22 protein-coding genes are annotated in these 23,479 nt (G+C 28.8%); 6 read left to right on the forward strand and 16 right to left on the reverse strand.

The window, feature by feature from the left end:
• Positions 1–93 precede the first annotated feature (93 nt).
• Together CLFE_RS12695 and CLFE_RS12700 are read right to left on the reverse strand one after the other, a co-directional pair.
• Positions 94–639, reverse strand: a complete 546-nt coding sequence (locus CLFE_RS12695) for a glutathione peroxidase (protein ID WP_077832999.1) — start codon at positions 637–639, stop codon at positions 94–96.
• A 61-nt stretch (positions 640–700) separates the two neighbouring features.
• A complete protein-coding gene (locus CLFE_RS12700) occupies positions 701–1,558 on the reverse strand; it encodes an NAD(P)/FAD-dependent oxidoreductase (protein ID WP_077894103.1) in 858 nt (285 codons plus the stop codon).
• Between the two features lie 242 nt (positions 1,559–1,800).
• On the opposite strand from CLFE_RS12700, the gene CLFE_RS12705 reads away from it, so the two are divergent.
• Entirely contained in the window at positions 1,801–3,411 is a 1,611-nt protein-coding gene (locus CLFE_RS12705) for an IS1182 family transposase (protein ID WP_250944600.1), read from the forward strand.
• 180 nt (positions 3,412–3,591) lie between these two features.
• Here the strand turns inward: CLFE_RS12705 and CLFE_RS12710 are convergent, their stop codons facing one another.
• The 10 genes from CLFE_RS12710 to CLFE_RS12755 form a co-directional block, all read right to left on the reverse strand.
• Entirely contained in the window at positions 3,592–4,893 is a 1,302-nt protein-coding gene (locus CLFE_RS12710; RefSeq protein WP_077895542.1) for a pyrimidine-nucleoside phosphorylase, read from the reverse strand.
• A gap of 18 nt (positions 4,894–4,911) precedes the next feature.
• The gene (deoB, locus tag CLFE_RS12715) at positions 4,912–6,093 is read right to left on the reverse strand and encodes a phosphopentomutase (RefSeq protein ID WP_077895543.1); all 1,182 of its coding nucleotides are present in this window, start codon (positions 6,091–6,093) and stop codon (positions 4,912–4,914) included.
• Between the two features lie 13 nt (positions 6,094–6,106).
• Complete coding sequence (locus tag CLFE_RS12720; protein ID WP_077895544.1) at positions 6,107–7,288, reverse strand: NupC/NupG family nucleoside CNT transporter; 1,182 nt, start codon at positions 7,286–7,288, stop codon at positions 6,107–6,109.
• A gap of 182 nt (positions 7,289–7,470) precedes the next feature.
• A complete protein-coding gene (deoC, locus tag CLFE_RS12725) occupies positions 7,471–8,118 on the reverse strand; it encodes a deoxyribose-phosphate aldolase (protein WP_077895545.1) in 648 nt (215 codons plus the stop codon).
• 201 nt (positions 8,119–8,319) lie between these two features.
• On the reverse strand, positions 8,320–8,715 hold the full coding sequence (locus tag CLFE_RS12730) for a cytidine deaminase (protein WP_077833007.1): 396 nt from the start codon (positions 8,713–8,715) through the stop codon (positions 8,320–8,322).
• A gap of 96 nt (positions 8,716–8,811) precedes the next feature.
• The gene (deoR, locus tag CLFE_RS12735; RefSeq protein WP_077895546.1) at positions 8,812–9,744 is read right to left on the reverse strand and encodes a DNA-binding transcriptional repressor DeoR; all 933 of its coding nucleotides are present in this window, start codon (positions 9,742–9,744) and stop codon (positions 8,812–8,814) included.
• A gap of 27 nt (positions 9,745–9,771) precedes the next feature.
• Positions 9,772–10,749 (reverse strand): D-isomer specific 2-hydroxyacid dehydrogenase family protein, encoded by a 978-nt coding sequence (locus CLFE_RS12740; protein ID WP_077895547.1) that lies wholly within the window; start codon positions 10,747–10,749, stop codon positions 9,772–9,774.
• Positions 10,750–10,919: 170 nt separating this feature from the next.
• The gene (locus tag CLFE_RS12745) at positions 10,920–11,273 is read right to left on the reverse strand and encodes a hypothetical protein (protein ID WP_077895548.1); all 354 of its coding nucleotides are present in this window, start codon (positions 11,271–11,273) and stop codon (positions 10,920–10,922) included.
• A gap of 182 nt (positions 11,274–11,455) precedes the next feature.
• The gene (locus tag CLFE_RS12750) at positions 11,456–11,821 is read right to left on the reverse strand and encodes a nuclear transport factor 2 family protein (RefSeq protein ID WP_077895551.1); all 366 of its coding nucleotides are present in this window, start codon (positions 11,819–11,821) and stop codon (positions 11,456–11,458) included.
• A gap of 213 nt (positions 11,822–12,034) precedes the next feature.
• Complete coding sequence (locus CLFE_RS12755; protein WP_077895549.1) at positions 12,035–12,493, reverse strand: phage holin, LLH family; 459 nt, start codon at positions 12,491–12,493, stop codon at positions 12,035–12,037.
• 146 nt (positions 12,494–12,639) lie between these two features.
• Here CLFE_RS12755 and CLFE_RS12760 point away from each other — a divergent pair, with 146 nt between their 5' ends.
• Entirely contained in the window at positions 12,640–13,425 is a 786-nt protein-coding gene (locus CLFE_RS12760; protein ID WP_077833013.1) for a rhamnogalacturonan acetylesterase, read from the forward strand.
• 55 nt (positions 13,426–13,480) lie between these two features.
• Here CLFE_RS12760 and CLFE_RS12765 read toward each other — a convergent pair whose 3' ends face one another.
• Positions 13,481–14,668 (reverse strand): leucine-rich repeat domain-containing protein, encoded by a 1,188-nt coding sequence (locus CLFE_RS12765; RefSeq protein ID WP_077895550.1) that lies wholly within the window; start codon positions 14,666–14,668, stop codon positions 13,481–13,483.
• 342 nt (positions 14,669–15,010) lie between these two features.
• Here CLFE_RS12765 and CLFE_RS12770 point away from each other — a divergent pair, with 342 nt between their 5' ends.
• The gene (locus CLFE_RS12770) at positions 15,011–16,621 is read left to right on the forward strand and encodes an IS1182 family transposase (RefSeq protein WP_250944600.1); all 1,611 of its coding nucleotides are present in this window, start codon (positions 15,011–15,013) and stop codon (positions 16,619–16,621) included.
• Between the two features lie 166 nt (positions 16,622–16,787).
• On the opposite strand, the gene gshAB is transcribed toward CLFE_RS12770, so the two are convergent.
• The 3 genes from gshAB to CLFE_RS12785 all read right to left on the reverse strand — a co-directional run bounded on the left by gshAB (position 16,788) and on the right by CLFE_RS12785 (position 19,556).
• Positions 16,788–17,774, reverse strand: coding sequence for a bifunctional glutamate--cysteine ligase GshA/glutathione synthetase GshB (gshAB, locus tag CLFE_RS12775; RefSeq protein WP_077895402.1), 987 nt, complete (start codon positions 17,772–17,774; stop codon positions 16,788–16,790).
• Complete coding sequence (locus tag CLFE_RS12780) at positions 17,755–19,233, reverse strand: glutamate--cysteine ligase (RefSeq protein ID WP_077895403.1); 1,479 nt, start codon at positions 19,231–19,233, stop codon at positions 17,755–17,757. Before CLFE_RS12780 ends, gshAB begins: the two co-directional genes overlap by 20 nt.
• A 158-nt stretch (positions 19,234–19,391) precedes the next feature.
• A complete protein-coding gene (locus tag CLFE_RS12785; RefSeq protein ID WP_077835958.1) occupies positions 19,392–19,556 on the reverse strand; it encodes a zinc-ribbon domain-containing protein in 165 nt (54 codons plus the stop codon).
• Positions 19,557–19,886: 330 nt separating this feature from the next.
• Between CLFE_RS12785 and CLFE_RS12790 the strand changes: the two genes are divergently transcribed.
• From CLFE_RS12790 to CLFE_RS12800, 3 genes are read left to right on the forward strand one after another with little or no spacing between them, the layout of a single operon-like run.
• Positions 19,887–20,531, forward strand: a complete 645-nt coding sequence (locus tag CLFE_RS12790) for a TetR/AcrR family transcriptional regulator (RefSeq protein WP_077895404.1) — start codon at positions 19,887–19,889, stop codon at positions 20,529–20,531.
• Positions 20,532–21,230 carry an ABC transporter ATP-binding protein gene (locus CLFE_RS12795; RefSeq protein WP_077835960.1) on the forward strand — a complete coding sequence of 233 codons (699 nt, stop codon included), beginning with the start codon at positions 20,532–20,534 and terminating at the stop codon, positions 21,228–21,230.
• Positions 21,230–23,470: an ABC transporter permease gene (locus tag CLFE_RS12800; protein WP_077895405.1), complete on the forward strand. Its 2,241-nt coding sequence runs from the start codon at positions 21,230–21,232 to the stop codon at positions 23,468–23,470. Before CLFE_RS12795 ends, CLFE_RS12800 begins: the two co-directional genes overlap by 1 nt.
• Positions 23,471–23,479 lie beyond the last annotated feature (9 nt).

Consider the following 23,479-nt stretch of genomic DNA (forward strand, 5'->3'; position numbering starts at 1 on the left):
ATATTTTTATTATAAACAATTTTTTTGTAGTTTTTGTGAAGAAAGTCAAAGAAATCTAGCAAAAAGTGTTTGCTAGATTTCTTATAATAATTTTTATAATAGTTTTTCTATATCAGAAGCTATTTCTTTTGGTTCTGATGTTGGTTCAAACCTTTTTACAACATTTCCTTCTTTATCTATTAAGAATTTTGTGAAATTCCACTTTACTGAATCACCCTCTAGAAAACTTGGAAAATTCTTTTCTAAAACATCTAAAAGTGTTTTTCCTATCTTATGTTCCATATTAAATCCTTTAAATGGAGCATTTTCTGTTAAATATTTAAATAGTGGCTGAGCATTTTCTCCTCTTACATCTCCCTTTTCAAATAGCTGAAAAGTTACTCCATAATTAATCTTGCAGAAGTTCTTTACTTCATCATTATTTCCTGGTTCTTGCTCCGCAAACTGATTACTTGGAAAACCTAATATTTCAAATCCTCTATCTTTATATTCCTTATATAGTTCTTCAAGTCCTTCATATTGTGGTGTAAAACCACATTTACTTGCAGTATTTACTATTACTAAAACCTTTCCTTTATATTCTTCTAAAGAAACCTCTTTTCCTTCTATAGTTTTTGCTTTAAAATCATAAACTGACATAATGTATTGACTAAACTCTGTAAATTTAAAGAATCTAGTCTTCCTCCCTTCATCTTTTTATTTATTTAATTTTATCTATGTAACCTACAGCATTAAGGGCAGCTATCTGCCCCTGTCCTGCAGCTTTCATATACTGATATGGTTTTCCAGCACAATCTCCTGCCGCAAAACAACCTTCTATATTAGTTTTCATGTTTATATCAACAGCTATATGTTCCCTATCCATTAAAAGACCTGGAACCAATTGACTCGGTGCTACACTATCTTTTATTATAAATACAGCATCTGTTTTAATTTTATCTTTATATGTTTTTAAATAACTTACTTTGTCATCTCCTAATATTTCAAGCGGTTTGTCTTCAATAATCTCTATATATTTTTTCAAATTAACCTGTCCTTTATACATAGGCAAATAATAAACTTTTTCCGCAAGTTCACTTACATAGTTAGCATCTTCTTCCGCTTCTTTTGTATAACCTATTATTGTTACAACTTTTTCCTTATATAAAGGTGCATCACAAGTAGCACAATATCCTACACCTCTACCAAGTAGTTTTTCTTCACCATTTAAAGGTTTAGAAAACTCCACTCCTGATGCCATTATTACTGAAGTTGCTTCATACATTTTTTCGTTAACAGAAAGCGCAAAATATTCTCCCATAGAATATATTGAATTTACTCTTTCTTTTTTAATTTCAATATTCATATGCTTTACGTGCTCTAAGAATTTTTCCTTAAGCCCTATTCCTGAAATATCATATATTCCAAGATAATTATTTATTTTAGGGGCCTTTAGAAGTTTATTACTTAAATTTTCATTTCCAAATAATATAACCTTTTTATTTCTTATTACTGCATTTATTGCTGCTGATAAACCTGCTGGTCCACTTCCTATTATGGCCACATCATATCTGTCCACATCATTCACCTCACTAATTATGTTCAAAAGACATTTGCCAAATTGTATTTTGTCAAATTCGATTGACTACAATTGAATTATAATACTAAATTCTATCAATGTCAACAGTTATTTAATATAATTTATTTTTAAATAACAAAAAGGGGCTGTTGCAAAACTAAAAAATAGTTTTGCAATAGCTCCTTTGTTGTATATAAAAAATGTGAGTTCCGAAGAACTCACATTGATTGTATAATTAAATTATGAACGTAACTAAATTATACACAAAAAATTATAATCAATTTAATGATAATTTGCAACTTATATTACCATTAAATTTAGAAAACTTAATACCAGAAGATGATTCGGTTCGTTTGCTAAGCTATTTGTTGGAGGGATTAAATTATAAAAAATTGTACAAGGCGTATTCTTCCGTAGGAAGAAAATCAGCAGTTGAACCCAAAATCATGTTCAAAATAATATCTTATGCTTATTCTCAAAATATTTATTCAAGTAGAAAGATAGAAAAAGCATGCAAAAGAGATATAAATTTCAAATGGCTACTTCAAGGCTTTAAAGCACCTGATCACGCTACTATAAGTAGATTTCGAAAAAAATATCTTTCAAATGAAGTGATTGAAGATTTATTTTATCAACAAGTTAACTATTTAGCTAAAGAAAAAGAATTATTATTTGAAAATGTATTTATCGATGGTACTAAAATTGAGGCAAATGCCAACCGATATACTTTTGTTTGGAAGAAAGCTATTTATAAAAATGAAGGTAAGATGTTTGATAAAATTATTGCTCTTGTTAAAACCATTAATCTTGAAAGATTAATGAAATTCACTATTGAGAGAGAAACTTTGATTGATGATATAAACAAAATTCTTCAATGGCTTTTATTTGAAAAAGAAAAAAGAAATATAGAGTTTGTTCATGGAATCGGTAAAAGAAAAACTGCAATTCAAAAGTGGATAGAACAACTATCACAATATAAAGAAAGACAAGAAAAATATAATTTAAGTAAGAAAATATTTTCAAAAAGAAATAGCTATTCTAAAACTGATACTGATGCAACTTTCATGCATATGAAAGATGATCATATGAGAAATGGTCAATTAAAACCTGCCTATAATGTACAAATAGCAGTTGATAGTGAATATGTAACTGGTGTTGGAGTATTTGATGATAGAAATGATATAGCAACATTAATACCAATGATTACTAATATGCAAGAAAAAATTGGTCATAAATATACTAATGTGATTGCAGATTCTGGTTACGAAAGTGAAGAAAACTATTTGTTTTTAGAGTCTAATAATCAAATACCATATATAAAACCTCAAACTTATGAGAAATGGAAAAAAAGAAGTTTTAAAAACGACATCAGTAAGCGTGAAAATATGAAATATGATGTTAAAACAGATACATATATTTGTCATAATAATAGAAAATTATTCCCATCATATATTATTCATAAAAAATCTGCAAGTGGGTATACGTCTGAGGTTACTGTTTATGAATGTGAAAATTGCGATAACTGCACTTTGAAATCAAAGTGCACAAAAGCAAAGAATAACCGAAAAATGCAGGTTTCAAAGACTTTTATTAAAAAGCGTCAAATTTCATACAACAATATCAAAACTGAATTGGGAACTAAATTGAGAATGAACAGATCTATTCAAGTTGAAGGTGCGTTTGGAATTTTAAAAAGCGACTATGAATTCAAAAGATTTTTAACACGTGGAAAAAATAGTGTAAAAACTGAATTTATTTTGCTTTGTTTTGGATATAACATTAACAAATTACATTTAAAAATCCAAAATGAAAGAACTCAAAAGTATCTTCACGAATTAAAAACTATTTCCTAATTATGGAATAATATAGTTAGGTTTATTTTAGTGCGTCAAAATCTCATGGAAATTCAAATAATTAATATAGTATTTAAAATATTAGGCAATTTTATAGCTTAAACAAAAAAAGAGCATCGCTCATGATTAATTTTAATCATTTTGCGACACTCCCAGGTCATAACCATCTCAAATTAATCTTTATTCGGTAATAATTTTATGAATTAAAACAGGTTTTTCTGCTTTATTATTAATAGATATATTTTCATAAATTTTACTTTTTACTTCTTCAACATTTTCTTTATTAGCATAAATAGTTACAAGTGACTCTCCTTTTTGTATGCTATCTCCTACTTTTTTATTTAACACGAGTCCAACTGCTAAATCTATCGTATCTTCCTTTGTAGCTCTTCCTGCTCCTAAAAGCATTGCTGCAAGACCAATCTCATCAGCTACAATATTAGAAACAAATCCACTTTTCTTTGCTGGAACTTCAATTTTATATTTTGCTTGTGGCAATTTATCTGGATTATCTGCAACAGATTCATCTCCACCTTGATTTTTAAGGAAAACCTTAAACTTCTCTAAAGCCTCACCATTCTTTATTACCGCCTCAAGCATTTGTCTTGCTTCTTCTAGAGTATTTGCCTTCTTAGCTAACATAACCATTTGACTTCCAAGGGTTAGCACAAGTTCTGTTAGATCTTCTGGGCCCTCTCCTTTTAATGTATTAATAGCTTCTTTAACCTCAAGAGCATTACCTATTGCAAAGCCTAAAGGTTGAGACATATCTGAAATTACTGCCATAGTTCTTCTTCCAACGTTATTTCCTATTTTAACCATAGCATGTGCTAATTTTTCAGCGTCCTCCTCTGTTTTCATGAATGCACCTGCACCTGTTTTTACGTCTAAGACTATTGCATCTGCACCTGCTGCAATTTTTTTACTCATTATTGAACTGGCAATTAAGGGAATTGATTCTACACTTCCAGTTACATCACGAAGAGCATAAAGCTTCTTGTCTGCTGGAGTTAAATTTCCTGATTGTCCGATAACTGCTACCTTGTTTTTATTAACTAATTCAATAAATTTATCCTTTGTAATTTCAACATGAAAACCATCAATAGATTCTAATTTGTCAATAGTTCCACCTGTATGTCCAAGTCCTCTACCTGACATTTTAGCAACAGGTACTCCAACAGCTGAAACAAGTGGTGCTAAAACAAGAGTTGTCGTATCACCAACTCCACCTGTTGAATGTTTATCTACCTTTATGCCTTCAATTGCTGATAAATCAATAGTTTCTCCAGAATTAACCATTGCCATAGTTAAATCTGCTCTTTCTTTTTCAGTCATATCCTTAAAATAAATAGCCATAGTTAAAGCACTAGCTTGATAATCTGGAATTGTTCCTTTAGTATAACCTTCAATAAAAAAATTAATTTCTTGGGTTGTTAATTCTTTTCCGTCTCTTTTTTTTGAAATTATATCTACCATTCTCATCTTAGTTTACCATCCTTTTTATATCAGTTTTTTTAAAAAGCTCTCACCATGCTTAGTAGCTTTCACCTTGAAATTTTCTGAAATTGTTGCTCCTAAATCCGAAAAAGTTTTAAGAATGCCTAGGTTCTTTCCTTCATCGAATCTATTTGAATAAACAAGTATTGGAACAAATTCTCTTGTGTGATCTGTTCCAGTGTAAGTTGGATCATTTCCATGATCTGCTGTTATTATAAGCAAATCATCCTCTTTAAGCTTTTTAAAAACTTCACCTAGCCTAGTATCAAATTCCTCTAAAGCATCTCCATATCCAATAGGATCACGACGATGACCGTAATTTGCATCAAAATCAACTAAGTTAGTAAAGCTAATTCCTGTGAAATCTTCATCTAAAACTTTAATAAATTTATCCATACCATCCATATTAGAGACTGTTCTAATTGCTTTAGTTACACCTTCACCGTCAAAAATGTCAGAAATCTTTCCAATTGCAATAGACTCTAAATCTGCCTCTTTTATATAATCCATTACCGTCCTTCCAAAAGGTTTTAATGCATAATCATGTCTATTAGAAGTTCGCTTAAAGGTTTCTTTAGTTTTTCCAACATATGGTCTAGCAATAATTCTTCCTAACATATATGGCTCTTTTAATGTTATCTCTCTGCAATATTTGCATATTTTATATAACTCATCTAGTGGTATAACTTCTTCATTTGCTGCAATCTGAAGTACTGAATCTGCTGAAGTATATACTATTAACTCACCAGTTTTAAGCTGTCTTTCTCCAAGTTCTTTTATTATTTCTGTTCCACTAGCAGGTTTATTCCCTATAATCTTTCTTCCAGAAAAATCTTCTATCTTTTTAATTAATTCTTCTGGAAAGCCCTCTGGGAAAACAGGAAAAAATTTATCAATATATAACCCCATCATTTCCCAATGGCCTGTCATAGTATCTTTTCCCGCTGAAGCTTCCTGCATTTTACCAAAATAAGCTTTCGGATGAGCTTGTTTTTCTACTCCCATAATCTCATAAATATTTGACAATCCAAGAGCTGCCATATTAGGCATATTTAATCCCTTTTTCTCTTCTGCAATATGAAATAATGTATTAACACCAAAATCGTTAAATTCCTTTGAATCTGGTGCTTCTCCTATACCTACTGAATCCATAACTAAAATATGTATTCTTTTAAAAGGTTTCATTATAATCTCTCCTTTATACTATTAATCCAACAATAGTTGCTGTTAGTGCACTTACTAAGGTTGCCCCATATAAAAGTTTTAATCCAAAACGAGCTACAACATTTCCTTTTTCTTCATTTAATCCTTTAACTGCTCCCGATATTATTCCTATAGATGAAAAGTTTGCAAAGGATACTAAAAAGGTTGAAACTATAGCTGTAGCCTTTATGGATAAATGTACATGTCCACTTGCTAAAGTAGTCATTGCAACAAATTCATTAGATACTAACTTAGTTGCCATTATACTTCCTGCCTTTACAGCTTCATTTAACGGTACTCCCATTAGAAATGCAAAGGGTGAAAATACATAGCCAAGTATATCCTGAAAAGACATTCCAAAAATCCAAGTAAACAATGAATTTATTAATGATATTATTGCAACAAAACCAATAAGCATAGCTCCAACTGTAATAGCTACTTTAAAGCCATCCATAATATATTCACCTAAAACTTCAAAAAAAGATTGTTTTTTCTCATTTTGAACTTCTAAAACATCCTCTTCGTCTGTAACAGTATATGGATTTATAATCGATGATATAATAAATCCGCCAAATAAATTTAACACAATTGCTGTTACCACATATTTAGGTTTTATCAAAAGCATATACGAACCAACTATGGACATAGAAACTGTTGACATAGCTGATGCACATAGTGTATACAGACGTTTTTCTGGTAACAATCCTAATTGTTTCTTAACAGAAATAAATACTTCTGATTGTCCCAAAATTGCTGATGCTACTGCGTTATATGATTCTAATTTTCCCATACCATTAACTTTACTTAATACTAGTCCTATGTATTTTATAACAAACGGCAGTATTTTACAATATTGCAATATACCTATAAGTGCAGAAATAAAAACAATTGGTAGAAGAACATTAATAAAAAATGTACTTTGATGACTGTTCTCTAATCCTCCAAATACGAATTTAACACCATCTCCTGCACATTTAAGAAGTGCCCCAAAACCATCTGCAATTCCACTTACAAGTGCATTTCCAGCTCCTGTATTAAGCAGCAAAAAACCTAATATAAACTGCAAAATAATCATTACAATTATAGGCTTGTATTTTACCTTCTTTTTATCATTACTACCTATCCAAGCTAAAAATAATATTACTACTAATCCTATTACGCCAATAATATATTCCATTATATTCCTCCTCAATGTCTGCAACTTTTATATTATAAACTATATAACGTTTACATAAAAAGTATTATTATTAAGTCTTTATTATTTTATATCTAAGCTATTTTAAGCCTACTTAAATATCCAGTTTCATATTCTCTATAATTCTAAAAATTAAACAAATATAAAACTGGACAATTGTAATTTTATTCTTCAGAAATTATTGTGATACTTGCACTGGCCCCTATACGAGTTGCTCCTGAATTTATCATTTGTAAAGCCTCTTCTCTAGTATGAATACCACCAGATGCCTTTACACCCATATTATCTCCTACAGTTTTTCGCATTAATTCAATATCCTCTGCCTTTGCTCCTGCTGTTGAAAAGCCTGTTGAAGTTTTCACAAAATCTGCACCTGCATCTTTAGCTAATTTGCAAACTCTTATTTTTTCTTCATCAGTTAAAAGACAAGTTTCAATAATTACCTTAACTATAGCCTTTTCTTTAGCTGTTTTTACAACCTCTTCAATATCCCTTTTTACATAATCGTTATTCTCATTTTTTAAATCTCCTATAGAAATAACCATATCAACTTCTTCTGCCCCATTTTCTATGGCATTTTTTGTTTCAAATACCTTTGTTTCAGTTGTACTAGCTCCAAGAGGAAAACCTATGACTGTACAAACTTTAACTTTACTATCTTTTAGCTCCAAGCTTGCTAATTTAACCCATCGTGGATTTACACAAACTGAGGCAAATTTATACTTTTTTGCTTCCTCTATTAATTTAAGTATTTGTTCCTTTGTAGTATCTGGCTTTAAGGCTGTATGATCTATTATGTTAGCAATCTCCATATTAAAACTCTCCTTATTTTTTATGTAGTTTTTTAAACTTTAACCTAATAATTAGCATTTTATTCTATATAATCTATTTTATATTCCAACTGAACATTTGTAAAGCTGCGTATGAAATTTATTTCAAATAACTTTACAATAATCTTCTTCTAAAGGAATAAGCATCCTAAACGCAAAATGGATGCTTATTTAATAACTATTTTATTTTTGTAAATCTTCTTTAGTAAAAGCACCTGGTAAAATTTCATCTAATGTTTTAACTATATACTCTCCATTATTTTTTCCTAAAATTATCTTTATATCTTTTGCTGCAAATTCAGCTATCACCTGTCTACATATTCCACAAGGATAAGTATAATCATTTTCTACTCCTACTATTGCAATAGCATTAATAACTGTATGGCCCTCTGATACAGCCTTGAAAATAGCTGTTCTTTCTGCACAATTAGTTGCTCCATAAGATGCGTTTTCTATATTACATCCAGTATATATTTTTTCATCTGTAAAAACTGCTGCTCCAACTTTAAATTTTGAATATGGTGCATATGCTTTTTCTCTAGCCTCTAATGCTTTTGAAACCAATGTATTAAAATCCATATTAATTAAAATCTCCTCTCTATGTAAAAAATAAAGTCTACACTAACCTTTTTCTACAACTCTATAATAAATATTTTTTTTACATTTGTAAATGTATTATAAAATTTTCTCCGCTGTAAACTGATCTGTAATTAGAACATTGGCGTTTTTTCCATTAAGTGCACCCCTTATTGCATCTACTTTATGATTTCCACCTGCTATAAGAATAGACTTTTCTTTTTCTTTAAGGGAACTTAGAGAAACTCCTATGGTTCTACTATCTATATTTTCATTGCATATTTTACCTCTATCATTAAAAAACCTAGAACAAATATCACCTACTGCCTCTTTTTTTAGTATATCTTTTTCCTCTTCATTTAAATATCCTAATCTAAAAAGAAGAGCATCATCTCTAACACTTCCAACAGTAAATATAGCAATGTTAGCTTGTTTTCCCATCTCTATTATACTCTTAATGTGTCTATCTTCTTCAACCATATTTTTTACAACTGCATTGTCAAAAATTACTGGCAGAGGTAGATACCTTGGAACTGTTTCAAACGCTGCAGCAAACAGAGACATAGTTTCATAAGCATATGTATTTATCTCAGAATGACTAACTCCGCCTTTTAATTGAACTATTTCTACCCCCTTAACCTTTTTGTGCATGAGTCTCTTAGCCACTTCATACATAGTTGTTCCCCAGCTTACACCTATAATATCTCCATTCTTTACGATCTCCTCTAAATATTCTGCTGCCTTTTTACTAATGTATTCTCTAATAGTTATATAATCATCTTTTGGCGAAAAAACCACGCATACATCTCTTAAATCATATTTGTTTTTAAGCCTATACGCTAACTTATCTAAATCTGAGAATGGATCAGTTATATTTATTGAAACGTAACCTTTTTCTTTAGCATACTTTAGAAGCCTTGATATTGTTGGTCTTGATATTTTAAGCTGTTGTGCAATTTGCTGTTGGCTAAAATCAGATTCATAATATAATCTTGCTACTTTAATACTTAATTCATGCTTTTCTTTATCCATAGCTTCTTCTCCTTTTCCAATATAGGATCACAACTTCCACGGATTTTCCTTTCCTTCAGAAAATGCTATACAGCTGAGTATTGAATTTTCAACCATGTCGCTAACAGCTTGATCTGTATAGAAAGCTGTATGTGGGGTAATAATTACATTAGGATAAGATTTTAAAACCGCTAATTCTCGATTTTTTAATACCTCACATTTAAGATCATTATAATAAAGGCCTGTCTCATTTTCTATCACATCCAAAGCTGCTCCTGCAATCTTTCTTTTTTCAAGAGCATCAATGAGATCATATGTATTTATTAAAGCACCTCTTGCAGTGTTTATGATAAATACTCCATCCTTCATTTGAGATATTGAATTTTTATTTATAATATGATAGTTTTCTACTTTGCCAGGTGCATGAATTGTAATAACATCACTATTTTTTAGAAGTTCATCTAATTTCACATACTTTGCATAAGCCTTAACTTCCTCAGCCTCATGAACATCGTAGGCTATAATGTTACATTCAAATCCTTTTAAATTTTTTATTACTGTTTTTCCGATTCTCCCTGTTCCAATTACACCTACGGTTAAATTATGTAATTCTCTTCCTTGAATACCTTTTAATGAATAATCTTGAACACTGCTGTTTTGCATAATAGCTTTTAATTTTCGAGTTACCATTAAAATCATCATTACTGTATAATCTGCAACGCTTCTTGGAGAGTAAGTTACATTTCCAACACTAATTCCTAATTCCCTAGCTTTCTTTACATCTATGTGATCATACCCTATAGTCCTAGTTGATATAAACTTAACTCCTATTTCATTGAATTTTTTAATTAATAAAGCATTAATAGGTGTAGTTATAATACTTATACAATCAAAACCTTTTGCAAGTTCAGCAGTTTCAATGGTCGGAGCTTTATGTGTTAATATCATATCAACATTATACTTTTTTTTAAACTTTTCAAAATACTCAGTTTCATCATCCATATGACTATATACGAAAATTTTCACATTTAAACATCCTTTCTGATGCATATTTTATTTTATAGTATTGGATAAATGTTCTATTTATTTTATTATATCATCTTTTATTGACAATAATACCCCAAATAAAAGTCCATATATATAAAAATTGCTTATTCATCAATTTTTACATATATGGACTTAAAACCTTATGTAGTTTATTCTTCAGCTACATTATCCTTAGAATCTTGTGTAATAACTTCTGTTGAATCTTTTAATGATAGTAACCTTGAAATTTTGTTATTTACAATTCCTGCACCTACTAAAGCAACTGCTATTCCACCATATAATCCAATGGCATTAAATATTTCAGGTAAAAGCTGTTGTGGAAGTAATTGAGCATTAACTGTAGCAGCTTTATATCCTTGTGCTACATATTGGCTAAGCGCTTTCTTATAAACTACAATATTATCTACTAATAATGCAATTCCTATAATAGCAACCACTGCAGCCGCTATATATAAAACGATAGATGCTTTAGATTGTTTAGAACTTACTTTCATATTTTCCATTTAGTTTCTCCATTCCGCCTTAAAAGCTATAATAATATAATTCCTTTTATACCGGTTCACATAACAAGAACCTATTATAGTATACCACTTTATTCCTTATAAAAAACACATTTCATGATAATTAACATTTTGTTTGCATATTTTAATAATTTGTATATATAATTTACTATAATACCACATTTCTAAATCTTTGGAATGTTAGTTCCTTGATGAAATATAAGTTTAAATTGCCCATTAACACATTTCCATATTGAACTTCTTAGAGAATATTTTTCTCCCTCGTTATGCTTTATTACTTTATAAAGTGCTAATATACAATTTTCTTCTAATTTCTTAATTCTAAAATCTAAAACTTCATAATCTACATCAGAAGTATCGTTTGGATCTTGAAATACATCCCCTTCTTCGTAATGATACTCCTTTCCTGAGCTACAAAATTCAATATAATCTTCTGAAAGTATTTCACTGACTTTGTCTGCTGATTTTCTAACAGATGACTTTAATAAACTACTTTCAAGTTCAAATATTTTTTTAGATATAGCATTCATTTTAATCATCAACCTTCCATTATAGATTTTTGAAGAAATTTTAAATTCTATTTTATTACAATAATAACATTTTCTCAAATTACTATAATATTTTAATATTATGTATCATAAATATAAAATATAAAAACGCAGGTACCGTGTAATATTATCCTGCGTTTTACTATTAAATTTATCAATTTTTCGGCTTGCTATATTTAAGTAACTTAAAACCTATTATATATTTGTATTATTTACTCTTGTATCTGGTCCCTTGCTATGTCCAAGATTATTTACAGCATTCTTTATTGCTGCATCTATAATTGCTTTTTTATTATCATCAATATTTATATTTAGCTCCTTTAAAACATTAAAAACTACATTTTCTGCTAATTCTGATCTTTCATCTCTATCTATATTCCCTGCATGAAATAATTGTTCTGCACTTCCTACCGCTATTTTTGCCCATCTATCAATAATCTTCAATATTTCTATATCTTCATTTTCAAAAAGATCTTTAGACTTTGCATCTAAAACTGTATCTGATGTATCAATTACCTTTTGAGTTTCTTCTAATATTCCACTTATGTCTACTCCCTTTTTCTTCAACAAATGAAATATTGCCAGCATAGTAATAAAAACTCCTAAAATAATTCCTATAATAGTAAACAACATTATAATTTCAGTCTCTGACACTTTTAATCACCCTATCTTTCACCTTATAAGGATACATTATATTATATTCAAAAATCCCCTATATATGTTTATATTATTTTTTATTTACTTTAATTCATTTCTTTGGTAATATAGAATTATAATTCAACTTATGGGGGGAACTTAAAATGATTAAATCTTTAAAACTATTGTTATCGTCTATAGTAATCGTTACCACTATAGGTGCTTTTTCTCAAAGTACAGTATCTGCGAAAAATGTCTCTAATACTAACAAGAAACCGATTACAGTATATATTGCAGGAGATTCCACCGTTTCAAATTACACCAGTGATGTAGCTCCTAGAGCTGGTTGGGGACAAGTCGTCGGACAATATTTTTCTAAATATGTTACTGTAGATAACTGTGCTATTAGCGGAAGAAGTTCAAAAAGTTTCATTGACGAAGGCCACCTCAATGAAATCCTTAGTAAAATAAAACCTAACGATTATTTGCTAATTCAATTTGGTCACAACGATGAAAAGATACAGGATCCAACAAGATATACTGATCCAGATACTACTTATAAAAGCTATCTTAAACAGTACATAGATGGTGCTAGAAGTCATCATGCAACACCAGTACTTATTACTCCTGTATCTAGAAGAAGTTTTGATGCAAATGGAAAAATCACACCTTCTCATGGAAAATATCCATCAGCTATGATTGATCTTGCTAAGGAAGAAAACGTTACCGTAATTGATTTAACCTCTGTAAGTGCAGCTTATTTTGAAAATCTCGGTCCTCTAAAAACAGAGAATATCTTCCTGCATTTAAAACCAGGTGAAAATCCAAATTATCCTAATGGTGTAAGTGATGATACACACTTTCAAGAAAGAGGTGCAAAAAAAGTTGCTAAGTTAGTTTTAAAGGAATTAAAAAAATCAAATTGTCCTTTAAAATACTATATTAAATAAAAAAACAGCTAATGGCTTTATAAATCAAGCCATTAGCTGTTTTTTTATTTATTTACTACATTTTTCCTAAAACAAGTGAAGTTAAATTTGGCAAATTATGAAGAGTTAACTTTCCTGATATAGTACTCCCTGACATATTAACAGACTGAAGGTTTAAAAGTCCATCTAAGGATACGTTATTTAAAGTTGATATTGCTTCTAAATTTAATGATTGTAAATTAGGCAAATTGCTTAATTCTATGTTTTGTATTTTAGTGCTATATAAATTAAGTACTTGCAACTCTGCCATTCCATCTAATTGACTCACATCTGTAATATCATTCCAACCCAAATATAAATTCTTTAAATTTTTTAATCCTTTAAGTGAACTTACATCTGTAATATAATTAGTACCTAAATCAAGTGATTGTAAATTAGATAAAGTTCCTACACATCCTAAAGTTCTTATTGAATTACTACTTAAGTTAAGATCTTGCAATTTATTTAAACCTACTAATGCACTTGTATCACTTATCCTATTTCCACATAAATTAAGATTTTTTAGGTTGATTAAGCCTTGTAATGCACTTATATCATATAAGTTTGTACAGTTTAGATTTAAAGACTCTAAATTTTTCAATGCACTTAAAACGCTTACATCACTTAAACTTCTATTCCACCCTAAATCAAGACTAATTAGATTACTTAAATTCTTCAAATCGCTTATATCCTTTAATTCGTTATTTTTTAGATTAAGCGTTTTTAAATTTGTTAAATTCTCAAGAGAAGTTACATTACATATTTCGTTATTACTTAAATTAAGAGTTTGAAGATTAGTTAACTCTGATAAAGGACTTAAATCTGATATCTTATTATTTGTTATAGTAAGACTTTCTAGTCTATTTAAACCTTTAAGTGGTGTTAAGTCCGAAAGAAGTCCCATTGAAGTATTTTCTATATCTAGACTTTCTAGATTAGTCAAATTTTCAATGCCACTAATATCCTCTACATTCTTGTTTATAGTTAGTTTAGCAATTTGAGCTAAATCTGTTTTATATAAGTCACCTGTTGGTTTACTTAGAGCATCTCTCACAGCTTGTTCAAGGTTTTTATCCTTAAAATTTATAATTGGATTACTAACTCTAGTTATAGCTTTTGTGTAATCTTTAGTTTGTGCCATTACTTGACTGCCATTAACTCCTATAAAACTAGTAATTAATGAAATACTTAGAATTAAGCTCACCTTACATTTTACATTTTTCATTATAAATACCTCCATTTAGTGCAATTTCATTTATATTATACCATTTTATATCATTTAAGTATATATTAACTTTTCAAGCAAATAATATTAATTTTACTATTTTAATTTAAAAATTGTAAATATTAAACTTATTTATCGATAAAAATATTTTTTTGTTTTATTTATAGGATTGGCGACTCAATTTTATTATTGATAAAACTTTATTTAGTCTATATGCATAATCATATTAAATAAATAAAAAAGGGGCTGTTGCAAAACTAAAAAATAGTTTTGCAATAGCTCCTTTGTTGTATATAAAAAATGTGAGTTCCGAAGAACTCACATTGATTGTATAATTAAATTATGAACGTAACTAAATTATACACAAAAAATTATAATCAATTTAATGATAATTTGCAACTTATATTACCATTAAATTTAGAAAACTTAATACCAGAAGATGATTCGGTTCGTTTGCTAAGCTATTTGTTGGAGGGATTAAATTATAAAAAATTGTACAAGGCGTATTCTTCCGTAGGAAGAAAATCAGCAGTTGAACCCAAAATCATGTTCAAAATAATATCTTATGCTTATTCTCAAAATATTTATTCAAGTAGAAAGATAGAAAAAGCATGCAAAAGAGATATAAATTTCAAATGGCTACTTCAAGGCTTTAAAGCACCTGATCACGCTACTATAAGTAGATTTCGAAAAAAATATCTTTCAAATGAAGTGATTGAAGATTTATTTTATCAACAAGTTAACTATTTAGCTAAAGAAAAAGAATTATTATTTGAAAATGTATTTATCGATGGTACTAAAATTGAGGCAAATGCCAACCGATATACTTTTGTTTGGAAGAAAGCTATTTATAAAAATGAAGGTAAGATGTTTGATAAAATTATTGCTCTTGTTAAAACCATTAATCTTGAAAGATTAATGAAATTCACTATTGAGAGAGAAACTTTGATTGATGATATAAACAAAATTCTTCAATGGCTTTTATTTGAAAAAGAAAAAAGAAATATAGAGTTTGTTCATGGAATCGGTAAAAGAAAAACTGCAATTCAAAAGTGGATAGAACAACTATCACAATATAAAGAAAGACAAGAAAAATATAATTTAAGTAAGAAAATATTTTCAAAAAGAAATAGCTATTCTAAAACTGATACTGATGCAACTTTCATGCATATGAAAGATGATCATATGAGAAATGGTCAATTAAAACCTGCCTATAATGTACAAATAGCAGTTGATAGTGAATATGTAACTGGTGTTGGAGTATTTGATGATAGAAATGATATAGCAACATTAATACCAATGATTACTAATATGCAAGAAAAAATTGGTCATAAATATACTAATGTGATTGCAGATTCTGGTTACGAAAGTGAAGAAAACTATTTGTTTTTAGAGTCTAATAATCAAATACCATATATAAAACCTCAAACTTATGAGAAATGGAAAAAAAGAAGTTTTAAAAACGACATCAGTAAGCGTGAAAATATGAAATATGATGTTAAAACAGATACATATATTTGTCATAATAATAGAAAATTATTCCCATCATATATTATTCATAAAAAATCTGCAAGTGGGTATACGTCTGAGGTTACTGTTTATGAATGTGAAAATTGCGATAACTGCACTTTGAAATCAAAGTGCACAAAAGCAAAGAATAACCGAAAAATGCAGGTTTCAAAGACTTTTATTAAAAAGCGTCAAATTTCATACAACAATATCAAAACTGAATTGGGAACTAAATTGAGAATGAACAGATCTATTCAAGTTGAAGGTGCGTTTGGAATTTTAAAAAGCGACTATGAATTCAAAAGATTTTTAACACGTGGAAAAAATAGTGTAAAAACTGAATTTATTTTGCTTTGTTTTGGATATAACATTAACAAATTACATTTAAAAATCCAAAATGAAAGAACTCAAAAGTATCTTCACGAATTAAAAACTATTTCCTAATTATGGAATAATATAGTTAGGTTTATTTTAGTGCGTCAAAATCTCATGGAAATTCAAATAATTAATATAGTATTTAAAATATTAGGCAATTTTATAGCTTAAACAAAAAAAGAGCATCGCTCATGATTAATTTTAATCATTTTGCGACACTCCCTTTCTAATATTATTAATATCCCAGTAAATCCAAAATTTGTTTTTCAATATGCCTATTTTCCCCTTCATAAGGAAAATCGTGCATATGGATTGCAGGATTAAAATTTAATTCTATAATACTATGGTTTTCATCATTAGGTATTTCGTTTATGTCATTAATTATTATATCTGCACCACAAATTTTTGCGCCTACAGCCTTAGCTGCCTTAACTGCAATTTTCTTATAATCTTCTATCATTTTATCAGTAAAATCTATGCTGTCTCCACCTGTACTCACATTAGAATTTTCTCTTAGATATACAACTTCATCTTTATCTGGTATATAATCAAAATTCTTGCCACTAAATCCAAGATAGTCTTTTTCAACATTTCCTAATATAATTTTTTCAAGTGGCTTTACGTATCCCTTACCTCTACGTGGATCTTTGTTTTTCTCCTCTACAAGCTGTGTTATACTATGTATTCCATCTCCTACAACATTTGCAGGAATCCTATGGATAATACCAACAGTTTCATCCCCTATAACTAAAAATCTGTATTCTTTTCCAGGTATAAACCTTTCAATCATAACCGAACTATCATATTCAAAGGCATGGTCCACTGCATTTTGAAATTCTTCAATATTTTTAAGCTCTTTTAATATGATTACACCTTTGCCAAAGTTTGTTGATTTAGGTTTTATTACTATGTCTTTACCTTCGAACCTACTGAAATTTTCTTTTGCCTCACATGGAAGCTTCAGCGTAACACCATCTGGTACATTTATATTATTTTCTTTTAAAACCATTTTGGTTACTTCCTTATTTTCCATTATTAATGGTGCTATATACGTATCTAAGGAAGTTTTTGTTGCCTGTTTCACGTATTCAACCTTATCACCTTTTTTTAATCTTATAAAATTATCATCCATATCAAGTACATCTACCTGTATATTTCTCTCCAAGGCTTCATTTATTAAAATCTGAGTTGAAAGTTCAAGTTTAGAATAATTTTCGTTCATTTTTTTCACCTCTTTGTATATTTGCACGTTCTATTCCAAATTCAATATAACTTCTTTCTTTATCCTTTATTTCTCTATAAATTCTCTCTGATGGTAACAACTCTATATTATAAAGCTTTTTATACTGTATTTCTACACTTTCACTGTATATCTTTTCAACACTATTTTTGTCCATAACTTTAGCAACCATTCTTAATTTTTCAAATATGTCTTCACCAAAATCTTTTAATGGTGTTTTAGATCCATCATATTTGTAGAGCATTAAATCCTTACTTCTTCCTAATAAAGCTACAAGTTGATGATTTGTATTTATTTTCTCCATTTCTTCTTCATCTATAAACTTTCCCTCTTCAAAAAGACAAAAAACATTAAATACTTGAAGAAAATTCATTTCAACTATACCAATTCCAACTTCTTCAAAAGGATTTATATCTAAAATTCGTATTTCTATATATTCTACTCCTCTATTCACTAATGCTGTAAGTTGTGTCTCCTCTTTTTTTATATTTCTTTTAAAACGTATTGGTGCATAAAACTCGCTTTCAGTTTGAAGTAAATTTCCGTTAAGCTGAATTTGAACTCCATCTTTATATATGCCAAGCTTTGAATATTTTTCACTTTTTGCTCTCATCATTTCTTTTAATTTATTTTCATATTCCTTAAGACTATTAAAGTAAACATTGTACTTTTTTTCATCTGTGTCTGAATATCCAAATCTACTTACACGAAGGGATGTTGCAAATTTATTAAATTCCTTTATTACACCTGCACAACATGGACAACGTTTCTCTATTTTTTCAAGTTCGCTGCATATAACCGAATGGTAAGTTTCATCACACATGGGTGATGCGCCAAATAAATATATAAGCAGCCAATGATATCTCAAGAAATTTCTTGTAAGTGAAAAATAAATTTCATCAATAAATTCTCTTTTACCTTTTTCTATCTTGAATTCTCCATATAAAAATTCGATCAATTTATCATCAAAGGAAAAATTATAATGAATACCTGATATCATCTGCATCTTTTTACCATAGCGAAGTGCAAGACCATTTCTATAGATTTGCTTTTCTCTTCCCTCTTTTGTATCAGGAAATTGTGCAACTGGTATATCTTCTTCATTAGGAAGTTTGGGCGGCATACTAAGCGGCCATAAAAGTTCCCCTTTTGTTATCCCATCTCTAACCTCTGCATCTATATCCTTTAATACGCTGTAAACTTCACTAGCTGATTTTAAAGGTGGTGTTATCATTTCTATTTGACTTTCAGAAAAATCAGTTGTTATTCTTGGATTTTCAAATTTATCACCAAATACAGATGGATGAGGTGTTAAAGCTAAATTCCCTGAAGAAGTAACTCTTTGAGATTCTCTCTCCACACCAAAATTTCCTTCTGATAACATATTACTTTTATCTTCACCCGAAAAAAGTTTTATCATTTCAGGAAAATTCCAATACATAATACTCCTCCTTGATATATTTATTATATTTAACCAAATAACTTATATAATTTTGCTATGTTCATATAATAATAAAACAATAACACTTTGTCAAACAAGTTTTAATATATGAAAAAACCCTATAAGTAGTAACTTATAGGGTTTATAAAAAATCATTATTATCTTCTGAATCCTCTGTTGTTCTGTTGTTTTCTTGCTCTTCTACAATCAGGACATCTTTGTGGTTCATTATCGAATCCTTTTTCTTTATAGAAAGCTTGCTCGCCTTCAGTAAATACGAATTCTTTTCCGCAATCTTTACAAACTATTGTCTTATCTGCCATTTTCACATACCTCCTTTTTAAAAGATTAAGATCATAACTGATTACCAAAATAACCTTTAAAAAGAGGATATGTTTGTTCATCTAATTTAATCTTAGTATAAAAGATCTATTTACTTTTAATACTCAATCATTATATCACATCAATAAATACATTACAATATATTTTTTAACTTTCTTTGTAAATATAGTGCATAGTACAAATAAAATTCTATTAACTAATATTACTGTACTTTATAAAAAACTCTATATTGACAAATATAATTTAAAACAATATACTATGACTACAAGGTCATATGACCTTGTAGTCATAGTAATACTGGAGATGATTTTTTGCCAAAACAAACTTTTTACAATCTTGCAACTGAAAAACAGGAAAAAATAATGAGATCTGCTATAAATGAATTTTTAAATAATGGCTATGAAAAAGGTAATATAGGTAATATAGCCAAAAATGCGGGTGTTGCTAAAGGAAGTATGTACCAATACTTTGAAAACAAAAAAGAATTGTTTTTGTTCTGTATTCAGTGGGCTTCAACTTTAATTGTCCAAAAATATGGGAACTTTTCTGCCTACAAGGAAAAAAAAATTAATCTATTTGATTATATATATGAAAGTACTACTGCAATGTGGTTTCAAATAAAAGAAGAGAGAAATGTTATTACCTTTATTCAAAATGCCTTTATGGGTAACTATGGTTCTGTAACTGAAGAAGCAACTAAAAGCATGATGGAAATTTCAAATACTTACACCTTGAACTTAATTAGAGATGGAAAAAAACATGGATATATAAGAAAAGATATAGACGACATGATGCTTTTAATGTTTATGACCGGTGCCTTTGCAAAAATAAGAGAATATTTATTCAAGAAAAGTGATAATTTAGGGCAGAATATTTTAGATGAAGATTTTGAGGAATATAAAAAACAAAGCAAAGCCATGCTTGATTTAATAAAAAATGGAATGGGGGCAAAATAAATGTTTTTGGAAATTAAAAATTTAAAAAAATCCTATATTTCAGGAGATGTTAAGACAGAAGTGCTAAAGGACGTCTATATGGAACTTGATAGTGGTGAAATTGGGGTTATTCTAGGTCCTTCAGGATCAGGAAAATCCACTTTACTTAATATAATTGGAGGCATAGATAGAGGTGATTCTGGAAGTATTATAGTAAATGGAAGTGATATTTCAAAATTTAGTGATGAAAAACTTACAAATTACAGAAGAGAAAGTATAGGTTTTATATTTCAGTTTTATAATCTAATAGGAAGTCTTACTGCTGGTGAAAACGTGGAAGTTGTTTCAAATATAAGTAACTCTCCCTTAAATACAGATGAAGTTTTACGCTCTGTTGGAATGTTAGATAAAAAATATCGTTTTCCAAAAGAATTGAGTGGTGGAGAGCAGCAGAGAATCTCCATTGCAAGAGCTGTAGTTAAAAATCCAAAACTACTTCTATGTGATGAACCTACTGGAGCCTTAGATTATTTAACCTCTAAAGAGATTTTAAAATTACTTCAAAAAATAAATAAAGAATTCAAAACCACGATAATTATGATAACCCATAATACAGCTATAAGCTCTATGGCAAATAGGATTTATAAGGTTCGTGATGGAAAAATTGTAGAAACTTCAATTAATGAAAATATCATACCTGCAGAAAGGATTGAGTGGTAATGATAATTAATAAGAAAATTAAAAGAACCATGCTTGAAAACAAAGCTCAATATATGGGTTCCTTAGCACTTATTATAATAAGCTGTATGCTTTACACAATGTTCAACCAACTTGCAGTAAATATGAACAGGATGACTACTTCCTTCGAAAAAAATTATTCTCAAGATGACGCTAGCTTTATCACAGCTAAACCACTTACAAATCTTGATGTGCTTCAAACCAAATTCAATTTAAAAATAGAAAAAGGTGGGAGCTTCGACTACGAAATCTCAAGAGGTAAAACTCTTAGAATATTTAGCGAAAATATAAAGGTAGATATACCAGCTATAATCTCAGGGAGCAAATTAAGCCCTAACGGTATTTTAATAGACCCATCTTACGCAAAAGCAAATGGATTAAAAATTGGAGATAAGTTGAATATCAAAAATAAAAAATTAACCATTAATGGCTTTATGTCTCTTCCAAACTACGTATATGTGTTAAAATCAGAAACTGATATTATGAACAATCCAAATACTTTTGGTATAGCTGTAATAAGTAAAAATAATTTTAGTAATCTAAATTTGGGTAATAATTTCTATAGTATAAAATTTAATAATCAGAATGATAAGCAAAATAAGATTTCCAAATTAAAAAACTACTTAAAAACCCAAAATACAGCTGTACTTAGCTGGATAAATATCGATGAAAATCCTAGAATAACTTACGTTACTGCAAAAATTGAAAGTATAAAATCAGTAAGCTCAGTTATGCCAATTGCTATTCTTCTTTTAACCTGTACGCTTACTGGTATAGTTATTCTTAGAATGCTAGAGAAAGAGTCTATAATAATAGGAGCCTTATATGCTTTAGGCTACAGAAAAAAAGAAATACTAAAACATTACCTAATCTATTCTATTTCTATAGCCTTTATTGGCGGTATTATCGGAACTATTCTTGGAGGTATAACCTTAAAACCAATGGTCAATTTCATGGTTTCTTACTTTAATATGCCAACTGACTCTCTAAGCTTTGACTTTAAATATGCAGCTATAAGTATTATTCTACCAATAATTTTTCTCTTTATTTCTAGCTATTTTATTATTAATAGAGAACTTAAATATTCTCCTGTGGATCTTATGCGCGGCGGAAAAGATACAGGCAAAGTAAACTTCCTTGAGAGAAAGTTAAAACTAAATAAACTAAACTTTAATTCTAAGTTTAAGTTGAGGCAACAACTTAGAAATATACCAAGAAGTCTTCTGCTTCTATTCGGAATTATAACTGCTACCATGCTCTTACTTTTAGGTTTTGCTTCTAAGAATTCTATAGACTACTTAATGCAAGATTCTATTACAAATACGTATAAATATAATTATGAATATGTATTCAACAGTCTAAAACTTGATTCACCTCCTATAGGAGAAAAATTTTCTGAAACAGCTTTTACTTTAAAAAACAATACAAAAACAACTATAACCGCCTATGGTATAAATCCTAATACAAAATATATTTCATTAAAAGATAAATCTCATAATTTTATAAATAAAAATAAAGTTATAATAACAAGAGCACTAGCTGATAAATTGAATGTGAAAGAAAATGATACAATAAAAATAATAAATAAATTTAATTCTAAAGAGTATAGTATTAAAATTGATGAAATTGCTGAAACTTATGTGTCTCAAAACTTATATATGCCACTTTCAAAATTAAATAATATGCTAAATTATCCAGAGGGAAGTTACATTGGAATATGGAGCAGTACTAAAATAAACATTCCAGAAAAAGAACTTATAAGCTCTTCCAACATAGATGACTTTAAAAATGCTCTAAAAACACTAACTGAACCTTTACAATATTCTATAGGAAGTATATCTCTTATGTCCTTTATGATTGGACTTATAATAATATATGTAGTAACTTCTATGATTATAGAGGAAAACAAAATAAATATATCTCTTATGAAAATACTTGGCTACAAAAAGAAAGAAATTTTCTCTTTAATTTTAAATAGCTCTTCCTTTATTGTGATTATTGGATATATACTTGGAATTCCCCTACTTCTAAGTTCTTTAAAAGCTATGTTTAAATCAGTTACCAAAGATATGAATTTGAGTTTTCAGGTTAAGCTTAATTTCACTTCTATTATAATAGGTTTTATTGTAATATATCTAACCTATTATATTTCAAGCTTTTTAAACAGAAAGAAAATAATGAAAATATCAATGGTAGAAGCTTTAAATTCAGCACGTGATTAAAAAAAGTAG

This window comes from Clostridium felsineum DSM 794 (assembly GCF_002006355.2).
In the GTDB taxonomy this organism is placed as follows: Bacteria; Bacillota; Clostridia; order Clostridiales; family Clostridiaceae; genus Clostridium_S; species Clostridium_S felsineum.

Excerpts from the sequence above, each read along its gene's own strand:
- CLFE_RS12750 (WP_077895551.1), bottom strand. The coding sequence starts at position 11,821 with ATGAATGCTATATCTAAAAAAATATTTGAACTTGAAAGTAGTTTATTA.
- deoC (WP_077895545.1), bottom strand. The coding sequence starts at position 8,118 with ATGGAGATTGCTAACATAATAGATCATACAGCCTTAAAGCCAGATACT.
- gshAB (WP_077895402.1), bottom strand. The coding sequence starts at position 17,774 with ATGAACGAAAATTATTCTAAACTTGAACTTTCAACTCAGATTTTAATA.
- deoR (WP_077895546.1), bottom strand. The coding sequence starts at position 9,744 with ATGGATAAAGAAAAGCATGAATTAAGTATTAAAGTAGCAAGATTATAT.
- CLFE_RS12730 (WP_077833007.1), bottom strand. The coding sequence starts at position 8,715 with ATGGATTTTAATACATTGGTTTCAAAAGCATTAGAGGCTAGAGAAAAA.
- CLFE_RS12800 (WP_077895405.1), top strand. The coding sequence starts at position 21,230 with ATGATAATTAATAAGAAAATTAAAAGAACCATGCTTGAAAACAAAGCT.
- CLFE_RS12770 (WP_250944600.1), top strand. The coding sequence starts at position 15,011 with ATGAACGTAACTAAATTATACACAAAAAATTATAATCAATTTAATGAT.
- CLFE_RS12720 (WP_077895544.1), bottom strand. The coding sequence starts at position 7,288 with ATGGAATATATTATTGGCGTAATAGGATTAGTAGTAATATTATTTTTA.
- CLFE_RS12705 (WP_250944600.1), top strand. The coding sequence starts at position 1,801 with ATGAACGTAACTAAATTATACACAAAAAATTATAATCAATTTAATGAT.
- CLFE_RS12695 (WP_077832999.1), bottom strand. The coding sequence starts at position 639 with ATGTCAGTTTATGATTTTAAAGCAAAAACTATAGAAGGAAAAGAGGTT.
- CLFE_RS12745 (WP_077895548.1), bottom strand. The coding sequence starts at position 11,273 with ATGGAAAATATGAAAGTAAGTTCTAAACAATCTAAAGCATCTATCGTT.
- CLFE_RS12795 (WP_077835960.1), top strand. The coding sequence starts at position 20,532 with ATGTTTTTGGAAATTAAAAATTTAAAAAAATCCTATATTTCAGGAGAT.
- CLFE_RS12785 (WP_077835958.1), bottom strand. The coding sequence starts at position 19,556 with ATGGCAGATAAGACAATAGTTTGTAAAGATTGCGGAAAAGAATTCGTA.
- CLFE_RS12780 (WP_077895403.1), bottom strand. The coding sequence starts at position 19,233 with ATGTATTGGAATTTTCCTGAAATGATAAAACTTTTTTCGGGTGAAGAT.
- deoB (WP_077895543.1), bottom strand. The coding sequence starts at position 6,093 with ATGAAACCTTTTAAAAGAATACATATTTTAGTTATGGATTCAGTAGGT.
- CLFE_RS12765 (WP_077895550.1), bottom strand. The coding sequence starts at position 14,668 with ATGAAAAATGTAAAATGTAAGGTGAGCTTAATTCTAAGTATTTCATTA.
- CLFE_RS12760 (WP_077833013.1), top strand. The coding sequence starts at position 12,640 with ATGATTAAATCTTTAAAACTATTGTTATCGTCTATAGTAATCGTTACC.
- CLFE_RS12710 (WP_077895542.1), bottom strand. The coding sequence starts at position 4,893 with ATGAGAATGGTAGATATAATTTCAAAAAAAAGAGACGGAAAAGAATTA.